The 14,060-nt window shown below is 69.6% G+C and carries 8 protein-coding genes and 1 pseudogene; 3 read left to right on the top strand and 6 right to left on the bottom strand.

The features are described 5' to 3' along the window. Positions 1-180 precede the first annotated feature (180 nt). From AB0E88_RS29260 to panD, 4 genes are all read right to left on the bottom strand, one after another. Positions 181-1,266 carry a hypothetical protein gene (locus tag AB0E88_RS29260; protein ID WP_361636674.1) on the bottom strand — a complete coding sequence of 362 codons (1,086 nt, stop codon included), beginning with the start codon at positions 1,264-1,266 and terminating at the stop codon, positions 181-183. After that, complete coding sequence (locus tag AB0E88_RS29255) at positions 1,263-2,015, bottom strand: TauD/TfdA family dioxygenase (RefSeq protein WP_361636671.1); 753 nt, start codon at positions 2,013-2,015, stop codon at positions 1,263-1,265. The genes AB0E88_RS29260 and AB0E88_RS29255 overlap by 4 nt, the downstream gene beginning before the upstream one ends. A gap of 64 nt (positions 2,016-2,079) precedes the next feature. Continuing rightward, the gene (locus tag AB0E88_RS29250) at positions 2,080-3,459 is read right to left on the bottom strand and encodes a DUF6002 family protein (RefSeq protein ID WP_361636668.1); all 1,380 of its coding nucleotides are present in this window, start codon (positions 3,457-3,459) and stop codon (positions 2,080-2,082) included. A gap of 124 nt (positions 3,460-3,583) precedes the next feature. Further along, a complete protein-coding gene (gene panD / locus AB0E88_RS29245; protein ID WP_361636665.1) occupies positions 3,584-4,003 on the bottom strand; it encodes an aspartate 1-decarboxylase in 420 nt (139 codons plus the stop codon). Positions 4,004-4,397: 394 nt separating this feature from the next. Here panD and AB0E88_RS29240 point away from each other — a divergent pair. Beyond that, positions 4,398-4,514: pseudogene (locus AB0E88_RS29240) on the top strand (IS982 family transposase); the annotation flags it as partial. A 3-nt stretch (positions 4,515-4,517) separates the two neighbouring features. On the opposite strand, the gene AB0E88_RS29235 reads toward AB0E88_RS29240, so the two are convergent. After that, a complete protein-coding gene (locus AB0E88_RS29235; RefSeq protein WP_361636663.1) occupies positions 4,518-5,696 on the bottom strand; it encodes a Cmx/CmrA family chloramphenicol efflux MFS transporter in 1,179 nt (392 codons plus the stop codon). Between the two features lie 565 nt (positions 5,697-6,261). Here AB0E88_RS29235 and AB0E88_RS29230 point away from each other — a divergent pair. Continuing rightward, positions 6,262-6,453, top strand: a complete 192-nt coding sequence (locus AB0E88_RS29230) for a hypothetical protein (protein ID WP_361636660.1) — start codon at positions 6,262-6,264, stop codon at positions 6,451-6,453. A gap of 370 nt (positions 6,454-6,823) precedes the next feature. Here the strand turns inward: AB0E88_RS29230 and AB0E88_RS29225 are convergent, their stop codons facing one another. After that, on the bottom strand, positions 6,824-7,051 hold the full coding sequence (locus AB0E88_RS29225) for a hypothetical protein (RefSeq protein WP_361636657.1): 228 nt from the start codon (positions 7,049-7,051) through the stop codon (positions 6,824-6,826). Positions 7,052-7,930: 879 nt separating this feature from the next. On the opposite strand from AB0E88_RS29225, the gene AB0E88_RS29220 reads away from it, so the two are divergent. Next, positions 7,931-14,060, top strand: a 6,130-nt coding sequence (locus AB0E88_RS29220; RefSeq protein ID WP_361636803.1) for a DNRLRE domain-containing protein, incomplete at its 3' end; no start/stop codon positions are given.

Here is a 14,060-nt window from a genome sequence, read left to right as displayed (position 1 = left end):
CGCCGATGACGAGTCCGGGGGCCGGGACGGCCCCCAGCCCGCGGCCGATCCATGCCGCCGCGCTGCCGGGATGACTGGTCTGCTGAGTGATCTTCGCTCTCCTTCGAATCGGGTACGGCGGGGCGTGCGGTGGCAGGGGCAGCGGGGCGGGGGTGAGCCGGCGGAGCTTCCGGTGAGGTGTCAGTCCGGCTTGGCCCGCAACGTGTCGCGCAGGGCGAGCAGTTGGCTGGTGAGCTCCGGGACGCTGTCGGTGGGGTGCTTCGCGGAGGTGTCCGGCAGGTGGGCGGCGAGCGCGGAGGCGGCTCGTCGGCCGAAGTGGATCCGGCCGGAGGGGGTGACGACAACGCCGTCGAGTTCGGCCATGCGCTGCTGCCAGGCGATTGCCTCCTTTCTCGTGATGCCGGGCGGCAGGTCGAGAGTGATCTGCTGGTTGCGGATGCGGACCGGATAGCCGCCGGGGAGCCCGAGCGGGCCGGGCAGATCGGCGTACGCTTCGGTGCCGGCGGCCAGCCGGGCCAGGAAGAGCGCCGCGGTGTGCCCGGTGACGGCGTTCAGCTCTTCCCGACCGCAGGCGCGGTGCGCGGCGAGCAGTCCGCCCACGTCAGGCACCGGCTGGTCGTCCAGCCACGCCCGGAGCTCGTCACGTGGATCGGCCGGTGCGTGCAGATGGCTGTGGTGGGCGAGCACCCTGAGTCGTACCCCGGGACGCGGCCGCAGTACGGCGTGGAGTGCGGCGGCCAGAGTTGCCACGTTGCCGACCCCGCACGCCACCGGGATCCCTTCGGCGTGGAGCACGGGGTTGACCGCATCCGGATAGCAGGCGTTGACGAACACCGCCGGGACGCCGGCGCGCTGAATGGCGCGGGCCACCTCGCGCGCCAGGACGGCGTGGAGCGGCAGCGCCAGCCCGAAGCCCGCCTCGGAGAGGAGGCGGGTCCAGGCGGACGGCGCGTGGGCCCCTTCCCACGGCGACTGCACCGAGGCGCAGTTGACCACGACCCGCGGTGCGATGCGTTGCAGCAGCCACGCCGTCTGATCCCGGTCGGAGGCGTCCAGCGCGGTGGCACGGAACCGTGTGGCACGCGAGGAGGCGGCCGCACGCGCGTTGGCGATGCACGCGATCTCCTGCGCCGCGGTTTCGTTCCGGGCCAGCACTGTCACCGTGCCGGGGGCCGGATCGGCGACGGCCAGGGAGTAGCAGATACTCCGGGCCAGCGAGCCACCGCCGACCACTGCGATGTCCCGGTCCGGTGCGGTGTCGGTCACGGTGTGGGCCGGTGCGCGATCTGGATGCGCCGCAGGTGCCGCCCGATGTCGGTGAACGCGTTGCGGGCGTGCAGCATCCGCCAGTTGTCGAAGACGAGCATGTCGCGGCGCTCGTACTGGACGGCCACGTGATGGTGTTCGAAGTACTCCTTGGCATCGGCGAGCAGCGGTCCGATGCGTTCTTCGTCGCCGCGTACCAGGTTGTTGAAGGAGTAGCGCACGATGGTTCCGTCCGGGTGGTCCTCGATCACGGGGTGTTCCGGGTGCAGGTCCAGGCCCAGGTGGCGCATCGCGTCGGTGGTCTCCCATGCGAAGACGTGTTCGCGCAGGTAGGCGCGGTCCCCTTCGGTGAGGGTCTCGGTCCAGGCGCGTGCGTCGGCGAGCGTGGTTTCGCCTCCCGCACCGGTGTTGGGCGTCTCGCACCACAGCGCGAGGTACCGCGGGGGCAGCCCCTCGAAGTCGTATCCTTCGGAGTGCGGGTAGAGGGGCTTGGTGTTCCCCGCGTGGTAGAACTCCTCCATTCCCGGCTCCGGGGTGACATCGCCGACGAGCACACCCGTGTACTGCGGCACGAAGTCGCCCAGGCGCTTGCAGAAGGCCACCGGGTCGAAGGTGTCGGGGACGTTGCACATGAACACGTAGCCGTGGCGTTCCATGAGGCTGTGGAAGCTCTTCCACAGCAGGTCGTCCGCCAGCGGCGCGCCGTTGAAGTCGGTCAGGGACAGCAGACTGTCGGGCTGCCTGGTCACGGTCCTTACCTTTCCAGTTCTCAAGGGGAGGGCCAGGGGTCCGGCCAAAGGATGTGCGGCGCGATCAGCGGCCGTCGGCGGCGCGTACGGCCTCTTCGATGTGCGCCGTCAGCTCCCCGACATCATTCGCCGTGAGACGGTGGCCGGCGGGCAGCGGGCAGTAGTCCTGGTCGCTGTAGCTGCCGGAACCGTGAATGAGCACGTCCTCGCCGGCCGGGAGCACGCCGCGATCGGCAGCGTTGAGCGTTCCGGTCACCGCCATCACCAGCGACCACTCCCGCAGCCTGCGTGGGTCTGCGGGCAGTGCGACGTCGGTGTCGCGGAGGAGGGCCCGCACCTCCCCGTAGCGAGTGATGCACTCCTGGAGCGAGACGACGATGCCGCCTCCGCCCTGCGCGGCGATGATCGGATCCATCTGGGCCGAGGTGACGGGCCGCCGGGTGTAGAAGGTGGGATCCAGGTGCTCGTCGGGATCGTAGGTGGTCGCCGGGAAGTGCGGGTCCTGGTCCTGGTGGTACAGGCCGGTCGCCGGATCCAGCTCGTAGGCGGGCAGGTTGGCACGGTCGTGCGTGCCGTGACGCAGACTCAGCACCATGTCGGGGGTGCCGAGATGCTGGACGAGGAAGTAGCGGGCCTGCGGCGACCGGCCCTCCTGGGTGACGATCTGGTGCCCCAGGTGGTGGCCGAGGAGCCCGAACGCGCTGGAGACGGAGTGCACATGAGTGCGTGCCGAGTGGTCGGTGGGCAGCAGATCGCGTTCGGCGAAGGCCCGTACCATGTCCGCGGCACGGTAGTTGTCCAGGCCCAGCGTGTACCAGACGCGGATCCCGTACTGCTGGTGCAGGCGCTCCGCATGACCGGTGGCGAATGCGGTCGCGAGCTCCTTCACCGCCGCCGGCTCCGCGCACTCGTGCACCACCAGCGGATTACGGCGCCGCAGCGATACGTCCTCGCTGAGCGGCGATGCCCACAACTTGCCGACGGAGGCGCCCGGTACGACGCTGGTGATCTGCAGTTGGTCGGATGTCACCAGCCCGCACGCAATGGCGCGGTGGACGGCGTCGCGCAGCGCGGTGGCCTTGTTCGCCGACGACGGGGTGACGATCATGATGCGCTCGCCCGTCTCGGTGATGTGGCGCACTGCCCGGGCCACGATGGTCAGGGAAGCGAGCGTCTTCGTGGTCCGGGTCGCCGGGTTGCGCATCAGGTCCAGCAGGCGCAGCCGATGGCCGTGGTACCGGGGAAGTTCGGTGACTGCGATCTCCGATGCCGAGAAGAACTCCTCCAGGGCGGAACTCGGCTCGGGCAGCCGGAAGGCGGGCGAGAAGACCTCGCCGGCGGCGCGGTGGTGTTCGAGTACGGCCAGTGAACGGCTCAGCTCGGCGTGATAGTGGGTGAGGGCGTTCTTCAGAATGGTCGTCGGTGCGGAAAGCGTGGCGGCCAATTCAGTCCCGTTCGTGACAAGGGGCGAGGAGGAAGGAAGGGGGCGTCGGCGTTGCGGGAGGGGGCACAGCTCCGCCGCCGATGCCGGGCCCCGGGGTCGGCGTTCCGGTCCGGGGCCCGGTGAGTCAGGCTCCTGCCACCTGGTCGCCGCGGATCAGGCCGCTTCCCGGCGGCACTTCGGCAGGATCGCCGCCGAAGCCGGTGATCTTGTTGTTTGCGTCCACGAAGACAACCTTGGGTACGAACTCCTCGGCTTCCTCGGGCGTTACCGAGGCGTATGACACGATCAGCACGATGTCCCCGACTTGCGCCTGCCGGGCGGAGGGCCCGTTGACGCCGATGACGCCGGAGCCCCTCGGGCCCTCGATGACGTAGGTCGACAAACGGGCTCCGTTGGTCACGTTGACCAGGTCAATCTTCTCGTGACGTCGGATCCCTGCCGCTTCCATCAGGTCCACGTCGATGGTGATGGACCCGACGTAGTTCAGGTGCGACTGAGTGACGGTCGCACGGTGGATCTTGGCTTTGAGTGTCTCGAAATGCACGGCTGCCCTTCGCTGATGCGTTCTGTCATGCGGTGAGCTCGGTGTCGCGACAGCCAGAAGAGTGGCATGAGCAAATCCTCACCACAAGGCGAGATGATCAACGAATTCCATAGGTAAACCCGGGTTTAGACGACGAGAACCGCGGAGTACGGCCCAGCGTGCCCGCCCGGAGCCCGTGCGGTTTCCGTGCCCCGCGCGACACTCCAAACTCGGGCTTTGTGCTTCCTTTGCTCAAGGCTCACCGAGGAGGCGCGCCGAGTATGTCCTGGGAGCGCACCAACTGGGTGGTGTTCCACGGCGGTTGGGCGGTTCCATCCAGTCGGCGACACAGCGCGCGACCAACGCACCTACGACGAACAGCTCGAGGTGGCGCCGGCCGCGCTCTCGGGGCTCGTGCGCCCGCTCACGGGAGACCGTCAAACGCTTCGACCTGGCCGGCTGGGCGAACCGCGGCTGCTGCCGCTCCCACTCCCGCTTCTGTTGGGGCCTGAAGTTGCCCTGGTGTGCACCCCGTTCACCGGAGCACCGCGGTGCCTCGGCCGACCGCAATCACCGTGCGGAAGGGGAAGGCGATGAGCAGCGCGATGGCGACCAGGAATCCGCTCGACCACAGCGGCCCCAGGCTCCCGGCTCCAGTGCCGAGGGTGGTCGCGGCGATGAGGGGGCCGACGGCGGCTCCGACGTTGAGTGCCGCTGTCGCATACGAGCCGGCCATGGTGGGGGCTCCTGCGGCCTCGTAAAGGACGCGCGTGATCAGAGTGCTGCCCAGCGCGAACGACAGGGCACCCTGGACGAACACGAGGCCGAGCAGGGCGACCGGCTTGTCGGCCAGCACGGCCAGGGTCGGCCAGCCGATGAGCAGCAGCGGACCGCCGACCGCGATGACCGGGCCGGGATGCCGGTCGGCCAGTCGACCGGCGATGGTGACCCCGGCGAAGGAACCGATGCCGAAGAGCACCAAGGCGACAGAGATCCACAGCTCACTCAGCCCGGCGGTGCCGGTCACGACGGGGGCGAGGAAAGTGAAGCCGGCGAAGGTGGCCGCGTTCACCAGCGCGCCCAGCAACATCACCAGGATCAACCGTGGCCGCGCCAGTTGGGCGAGCTCCGCTCGCAAGGCCGGTCCGCGAGTCGCCTGTTCTTTCACACGTCCCGCTGGGATGCCCTTCAGGATGCCGAGAGCCGCAGGCAGACAGAGAGCGGCGACAGCCCAGAATGTGGCCCGCCAGCCGAGCGACGTGCCGAGCACCGAGCCACCGGGGACACCGGCGATCGTCGCTGCGGTCGTGCCTGACAGCAGCACGGCCAGTGCACGTCCCTTCTTGTCGGGCGAGACCATTTTGGCGGCAGCCGTCAGAGCGGCAGCGAGGAACCCTGCGTTCGCGAGCGCGGCAACGACCCGGGTGGCGAACAGGACCGGGAAGCTCGTGGTGCCGGCGCCCACCACGTGAGCTGCCGCGAAAGCGAGGATGAATCCGAGAAGGCTGGGGCGCCGGGGCCAGTTGCGGGCAAGTGCGGCCACAAGGGGGGCGCCGACGGTCATGCCGACGGCGAAGGCAGCGGTGAGCGAGCCTGTTGTACCGACGGTGACGTCGAGATCCGAGGTGATGTCCGGCAAGAGGCCGGCGAGCATGAACTCCGAGGTGCCCATGGCGAAGACCGCCACGGCAAGCAGGTACAGCGGAAGAGGCATCGAGTGGCTCCGAGGTGAGGAGAGGCACGAGAAGGTCATCTCGTCACCGCGGCCAGTCCCCTGGGCGCACTCGTCCGGCCGCATGCCGCATGACGCGGCGGCAGGGCTACGACCTCAGTGGATCAGGGGGCTGACGGCGTGACCGAAAGCCCCCACCTTGTCTGACTCAGGACTCGACATGGCCCGCACGCTACCCGACCGATGCCTGTCGAGGCACCTCGGTTTCACCGGCATCGGCCTGTGTCACCAAGGTCATGTATCGCAACACCGAGCGGGGGTCGCAGCGTGGCGCGGCAGGGGCTTCGCCCGCGCCCTGGTCGCCGACGTGCAGCCGGCGGCCGGCGCCCGCGAGAAGGGGTAGTTCGGAGCGGCCATCCTGTACGTCACGCACGAGCCGGAGCTGACCGACTTCTACGCCGGGCTCGGCGTCCCCCCTCCCTCGACGGCACCGACATCCCCACCCCGGCCCGGGCTCATCTGCAGCAGCATCTTCTCGGCTTTCATGATCAGCACCCGGACCGTAGGCTGGCCCGAACAGTACGGCAGCAGTCAACAAGGGGGCCAGATGAGCAACTTGGGCGACAGCATGGCATCGAAATACTCCGACCTGGCGTGGCGGCACAGCGAGAGGGCCAACGAGGCGTTCCAGAACTGGACGCTCCGCAAGGCGCAGGAGGACCACGCGGAGGCGATGCTCCACGCCCAGATGGCCACCATGTACGCGGGGATGGCCGCAGCGACGAAACTCACCAGCTGACGGCGAAGGGGCCGGCGGCCGCGCGCCAGGCCGGGGCGGTGTCATGCACGCCGTCGGCTGCGACGAGGCCACCGGCTGGGGCGCCGGTGCTGACGCTGGAGCGGGCTTTGGACGTAATGCAGCAGCCGGGCGCCCGGCTGTGCTCGCTACGCGGCGCCGCAGCCGAACTGGATCCCGTCCTCCGCGGCTTCGAAAAACCTGAGCAGCAGGTCAGCGGTGGGCGAAGCCGCCGATACATACCGAGGGCGCCTCTAGCCCAAGGGCGCCCTCGGTGCTGTTACGGCAACTGCCGTACGGCTGCGCTGCCTTGTGAACTTCCACCCGGAACCAGACTCGTCGTAGCGCGCAGCACCCAAGCGGGCCGTCCCGATCAGCCCGTCGATGTTGAGGTGGCGACCATCAATATCAGCGGGCCCTGGCCCGGCAGGGTCGCCGTCAGGTCGCGGTTGACCACAGCGAGTGCAGCCTCCAGCTTCGGCCACTGGCCGGGCTCGGCCTGCCTGGGCTCCGGGAGATGCTGCCAGCCATCGTCAGGGCCGAGACTGAGATCGGAGAATCGGTTCACCGGGGCATCGTCGCAGCCAAGCAGAGATTCCACCCATCAACCCTGCACATGGTCGACCACCGCCCTCCTGGCGGACGGCGACACATGGGCCGAGGCGGGCACGATCGCCTGGCTCTCGGCCCTGACCATCGCCGCCTTCGGCGTCGTCGCCGTGCTGCACGGCGTCGTTCAACACCGGCGCCGCACCCGGCAACCGCAGCGGGCGCCTCCCGCCGAGCGGCAATACCACGTCACCGGACCGGCAGACTGACAGCTCCTACCCTCGCCACCGGCGGCGTCCGTGACCCGGCAGTCCGGCGGGAATCGCGTACACCCTGGAGCCGCGGCCGGCTGTGACGGGGCTTTGACCACCCCTCCTTCAAGCGTCGGCACCGTCGACGTGCCGCCATCGCTCCCCCGCTTCCCCGGCACCTGCCCCACAGGGCGCGACGGCGGACACGCCATCCCGTCCGTGCGTGTGCACGGGCTCATCGGGTGTGGTGCATGCACCAGCGGAATGGCGGCGGCTGTCCCTGCGCCCTGCACCTTCGGTGGCTGGGCGGAGAGGGCTCGGTGTCAGTGTGGGCGGGCCTGTCCTCCCCCTGTTGAACGGCTACAGGCGCCGGCTGATGGCCTCGACCCGCTCGCAACCGTTGGGTACGGCTGACCACCGGGAATGCAGAAGTTCCCCCGCCTTACAACGGTTCCGTCACGATCAGAGTTCTCAGATTGCGACGGCGACCCGGTTTACTTCCTTCTTTCCCGTTTCCAGCTTTCTTGCTTGTCGTGTGCACTTCGTATGCTCCCTCCTCGGCCCATCACAGGGTCTTCACATGGAGGTTGACCATGCATCAGCACTCTTACCCGCCGCGAAGGCGCGGGAGAATCTTCAAGAAGGCGACCGTGCCCATAGCCGGTGCACTCACCCTTGCGATATCTGTCTCGCTCCTTGACGGAACCGAGACGGCCTTTGCCGCGCCCGCGACCGGCTCCTCAGCCGCAGCTGCCGACGCCGGCAAGCGCTGGGCGACTCAGGCAGCCGATCTGCCGTCGGCCCGGGTGGCGGCCCGGTTGTCAGGCAAGCGGGTCGAGGCGCTCTCGGAGCGCACGGAGACGTCGACGACGTGGGTGAACCCCGACGGTTCGCTGACCACGGAACTGGCGGCCGGCCCGGTGCGCTTCCAGCGCGACGGCAAGTGGGTCGACGTGGACCTGGACCTGGCGGCCCGCGCCGACGGTTCGGTCGTGCCGACGGCTCACCCGCAGGGTCTGGTGCTGGGCGGCAAGGGCGGCAGCCGGCCGGCGTCGCTGAAGGAGGCGGGCCAGGCCGCGGCGCGCACCCTGGTCACCCTGGGCCAGGGCCAGGAGCAGGTGGAACTCCAGTGGAAGGGCGGTCTGCCCGCCCCGGTCCTGGACGGCCCGAAGGCCACCTACCGTGACGCCGTGCCCGGTGCGGACGTCGTCGTGGAAGCCACACGTACCGGCTTCGAGCAGTACGTCACCATCAAGCAGCGCCCCACCACCGACGGCTACGCCTACACCATGCCGTTGAAGGCCAAGGGCCTGAGGGCCAGGCAGCAGGCCGACGGCAGCGTGGTGTTCACCGACGCCAAGACCGGCAAGCAGCGTGCGGTGATGCCCGCCCCGGTGATGTGGGACGCCGGCGTCGACAAGGTGTCCGGCGAGCACACCCACCGCGCCAAGGTCGGCCTGAAGGTCGTGCAGCACGGCTCGAACATCGACCTGGTCTTCACCCCGGACGCCGGCTTCCTGGCCGATCCGAAGACGACGTACCCGGTCACCGTCGACCCGTCCACGGCCGCTTTGTCCAATGTGTTCGACACGTATGTGCAGCAGGGTGAGACGGTCGACTGGTCGGCCGACACCGAGCTGGACCTGGGCAACCCGGGCACGAAGAACGCCGACGGCACCCCGCGCACGGCACGCTCGTTCGTCACCTGGAACACCGCGCCGTTCGCGGACGCGCTGGTGTCGAAGGCGACGCTGTCGCTGTGGGACTTCCACTCGGGCAACACGGACTGCAAGGCGTATCCGTGGGAGGTGTGGGACACCGCCAAGCCCACCACCGCCTCGCGCTGGACCGCGCAGCCGGCCTGGAACCAGAAGTTCGCCACGTCGACGGCGACCACCGGCAACCCGGGCTGCTCGACGCAGCCGGACGGCTGGATCACCGCGGACGTCACCAACCTGGCCCAGACGTGGGCGTCGGCGAAGAACGCCACGTCCAACATGGGCCTGCGCGCCTCGGACGAGACCACGAGCCTGCCGTGGAAGCGGGTGAACTCCGCGAACGCGGCTTCCAACCCGCCCAAGCTGGTCGTCACCTACAACTACCGGCCGCGCACGGGCACCGACCAGCAGGCCGGCCCGCCGTTCTTCAAGGACTCGAGCGGCACCTGGTACGTCAACACCCTGACCCCGACGCTGCGGGACACCTTCGCGGACCCGAACAACGACAAGGTGCAGGGCTTCTTCCAGATCGCCGACAACACCACCGGCACCCAGGTCGGCTCCAACATCGCGTCGGCGTTCGTGCCGGCCGGGCAGCCCGCCTCGGTGACGGTCCCCTCCGGCCTGCTCGCCAACGGCAAGACCTACAAGTTCCGCACCACCCCGTACGACGGCACCAGCTACAACCTCGGCTGGTCCAACTACGCGGTGTTCACGGTCGACACCTCCGCGCCGTCCGCGCCGACGTCGGTGACGTCGACGGACTACCCGAGCACCGCGTGGGTGAAGGGTGTCGGCCAGGCCGGCAACTTCACCATCACGCCGCCGGCCGGTGACCAGAACGGCATCGAGTGGTCGCTGGACGGCACCACCTGGACGAAGGTGTCCACCGGGGGCACGACCACGCCGGTGACGGTGACCCTCAAGCCGACGAAGGCGGGCACCAACACGCTGCAGGTGCGGGCCACGGACAAGGCGGAGAACAAGTCCGAACCCGTCTCCTACACCTTCCACGTCGGCCCCGGCGGCGTCACGTCACCCGACGAGGGCACCCGCACCGCGGCCCGCGTCCCGCTGACCGCGGAGGCCGACAGCTCCAAGTACGACCACGTCACCTTCTCCTGGCGCCGCGGCGACGCCGACACCTGGACGCCGATCCCGGCCGGTGACGTCACCAACGCCGGCCAGCCGCTGACCGCCTGGCCGATCGCGCTGAACGCGGGCAAGAGCCCGAGCCTGGCCTGGAACGCCACCAGCACCGTCAACCCCGACGGCGCCGTACAGATCCGCGCCGACTTCACCGGCCCCAACAGCGCCACGGCGTCCTCCGACCCGGTGGGCATGGTCGTGGACCGCACCGCCGACGGTGCGGCGAGTGAGGACGTCGGCCCGGGTTCGGTGAACCTGCTGACCGGTGACTACACCCTGTCGGACACCGACGCGTCGTTCTTCGGCATGACGGTGACCCGCACCGCCTCGTCCCGCTCTCCGCAGGCCGGCGCCGGCCAGGAGGGCCAGGCGGCCATCTTCGGCAAGGAGTGGCTGTCCGGGACGGTCGCCGAGGCGACCGACTCCGACTACACCGAGATCCGCAAGACGTCGGCCACCTCGCTGGACGTCGCCACCGTCGACGGTTCGACGGTCAAGTTCACGTCCAACGCGGCGAAGACGGGGTGGGTGCCCGAGACGGGCGCCGAGGACCTGACCCTGACGGGTTCGTTCACCTCCGGTGACTTCACCCTGTCCGACACCGACGGCACGGTGACCACCTTCTCCAAGGTGAACTCCTCGGCCACGGCGTGGACGGTGTCCAGCTCTCTGTCCGACGGCCTGGCCAACTCCACCACCAAGGTGGTCTCCGAGGCCGTGACCGTGGGCGGCAAGACGCTGGCCCGTCCGAAGCGGATCATCGCCGCGACCACGGCGACGACCCTGGCGACCTGCGAGGCCGACCCCTCGGTCAAGGGCTGCCGGGTGCTGGAGTTCGTCTACGCTCCCACCACCACCGCCACCTCGGTGGCGTTCGGCGACGTCAAGGACCAGGTGTCCGCGATCAAGCTGTGGGCGACCGCTCCCGGCGCCGCCACGGCCACCGCGACCACCGTCGCCCAGTACGCCTACGACGACGCCGGCCGGCTGCGCGAGACCTGGGACCCGCGGATCTCCCCGGCCCTGAAGACGGCCTACGCCTACGACAGCGCCGGCCGGGTCATCACCCTCACCCCGCCCGGTCAGCTGCCGTGGACCTTCACCTACGGCCAGGCCGGGTCCAACCCGGCTGCCGGTGCCGGCATGCTGCTGAAGGCCTCGCGGCCCACGCTGACCCCGGGCACGGCCGGCCAGACCAACGGCACCGCCGACACCACCGTGGTCTACGGAGTGCCGCTGACCGGGTCGGCGGCGCCGAACGACCTCGGCGCGACGGCGACCGCCTCCTGGGGCCAGACCGACACACCGACCGACGCCACCGCGGTCTTCCCCGCGGACCAGGTGCCGCTCGGCAACGACGGCGCCACCCTGGCCGCGAGCGACTACAAGCGGGCCGGCATCCACTACCTGGACGCCTCCGGCCGCGAGGTCAACGAGGCCACGCCCGGCAACCACCTCACGGTCACCGAGTACGACGCCTTCGGCAACACGGTCCGCACCCTGAGCGCGAGCAACCGTGAACTGGCGCTGGGCACCACCACCGCCCAGCAGGGCGAGCTGACCGACCTGGGCATCAACGGCCTGTCGACGGGCGAGCGCGCCCAGCTGCTGTCCTCGGTGTCCGTCTTCAACACCACCGGCACCCGGGTGACCGACACCTACGGTCCGCTGCAGACGGTCACCCTCGCGGGGAACCTGACCAGCGGCACGACCACCCTTGCGGCCGCGGGCAGCCAGATCACGGGCCGCCGGCACACGGTCAAGGAGTACGACGCGGGCCGTCCCACCGACGGCACCGCCACGGTCAAGGACCAGGTCACCAAGGAGACCATCGGCGCCCAGCCGCGCTCGTGGCCCGACCTGACCGCGGACGCCCGGGTGACCACCACCGGCTACGACTGGGTCAAGGGGCTGCCCACCAGCACCACGCAGGATCCGGGCGGTCTGGCGCTGACCACCACCACCAGCTACGACGACCAGGGCCGCGTCATCAAGACGGCCCTGCCCGCCTCCACGGGTTCCGACGCCGGAGCCACCGTCACCAGCTACTACACCGCTGACGGCACCGGCCCGTGCGCCGGCCGGCCCGAGTGGGCCGACGCGGTCTGCCAGACCGGCCCGGCTGCGGCCATCACCGGCGGCGGCTCCAACCCCACCCAGCTGGTGACCAAGACCACCGAGTACGGCCAGTTCGGGCAGACCACCAAGGTCACCGAGACCGCCAACGGTGTCACCCGCACCACCGCCACGAGCTACGACGCCGCGGGCCGGCCGACCACGGTCACCGTCACCGGCGGCATCGGCACGGCTGTCCCGGCCGTGACCACCACCTACGACAGTGCCACCGGCCAGGCCGTCAAGCAGACGTCCACCGCCGGCGGCACCATCACCAAGACCTACGACCAGCTCGGCCGCCTGATCTCCTACGCGGACGCGGACGGCGCGGTCACCAGCACCCAGTACGACGCTCTTGACCGGCCGCTCAAGGTCAGTGACAGCGTCCCGTCGACCACCACCTTCACCTACGACACGAACATCGACCCCCGCGGGCTGACCACGTCGATGACCGACTCGGTCGCCGGCACCCTCACCGCCCGCTACGACGCCGACGGCGACCTGAACAAGCAGACGCTGCCCGGCGGTTACACCATGGCCGAGGACCAGGACACGACCGGCACCGCCACCAGCCGCACCTACACCCGCGACAGCGACGGCACCGTCCTGGTCTCCGACAGCATCACCGAGAGCATCCACGGTCAGTGGGCCGGCCACGCCGGCACTCCCGGCGTCACCGCGTCCCAGTCCTTCGCCTACGACAAGGCCGGACGCCTGACCCAGGTGCAGGACACCAGCCCCGACGCGGTCTGCACCACCCGTACCTACACCTTCGACAAGAACACCAACCGCAAGACCCTGGCCACCGCCGCCGCCGGTGTCGGCCTGGACTGCACCACCAGCGGCGCCACCACTACCGGCTACACCTACGACAGCGCCGACCGGCTGGTGGACAGCGGCTACACCTACGACGCCTTCGGCCGCACCACCGCCCTGCCCGGCTCGACCATCGGCTACTACACCAACGACCTCGTCCAGCAGCAGACCGCCGGCAACCAGCGCCAGACCTGGACCCTGGACTCGGCCCTGCGCCGACGCGGGTTCACCACCGAGAGCAACACCTCCGGCACCTGGACCCAGACCGCTTCCAGGCTCAGCCACTACGACTCCGACAGCGACAACCCCCGCTGGATCGTCGAGGACACCGCCACCGGAGCACTGACCCGCAGCGTCGACGGCCTCGACGGCAACCTCGCAGCCACCACCACGAAAACCGGCGACACCGTCCTCAGCCTCACCGACCTGCACGGCGACAGCGTCCTGCAACTGCCCGCCGACAGCAGCGTGGCACCGACCGTCCTCGACTACGACGAGTACGGAAACCCCCGCACCGGACAGCCCGCCACCCGCTACGGCTGGCTCGGCGGCAAGCAGCGCTCCAGCGAGACCCTCACCGGCCTCACCCTCATGGGCGTGCGCCTCTACAACCCCACCACCGGACGCTTCCTGTCCACCGACCCGGTTCCCGGAGGCAGCGCCAACGCCTACGAATACTGCGGCGGTGACCCCGTCAACCAGTTCGACCTCGACGGCAAGTGGTGGCGCCCGTGGCGTTCCCACCGACTGCGTCGCTGGTCGGCCAACGCCCTGGGCTGGGGGCTTTCCCACGTCGGGAGCAGATACTTGGGATACCACTGCTCCTACCGCTACGGTCTGCGGGTGTGCCGCGGCGGAGTAGGCCTTCACGCACGAGGCGGTACCACCATCGGCAGCACCTACTTCACCTCCAGCAACCCCGAATACATCTCGTACAACCGGATCCGGCACGAGAAGATTCACCGGCGTCAGTGGCGCCACTACGGACTGGGATTCATCATCCGTTACGCGC

The organism is Streptomyces sp. NPDC028635 (genome assembly GCF_040637635.1).
GTDB lineage: Bacteria > Actinomycetota > Actinomycetes > Streptomycetales > Streptomycetaceae > Streptomyces.
Note: the sequence above shows the minus strand (reverse complement) of the source record. Positions and strands in the feature narration are given on the sequence as shown.

Excerpts from the sequence above, each read along its gene's own strand:
- AB0E88_RS29230 (WP_361636660.1), top strand. The coding sequence starts at position 6,262 with ATGAGCAACTTGGGCGACAGCATGGCATCGAAATACTCCGACCTGGCG.
- AB0E88_RS29235 (WP_361636663.1), bottom strand. The coding sequence starts at position 5,696 with ATGCCTCTTCCGCTGTACCTGCTTGCCGTGGCGGTCTTCGCCATGGGC.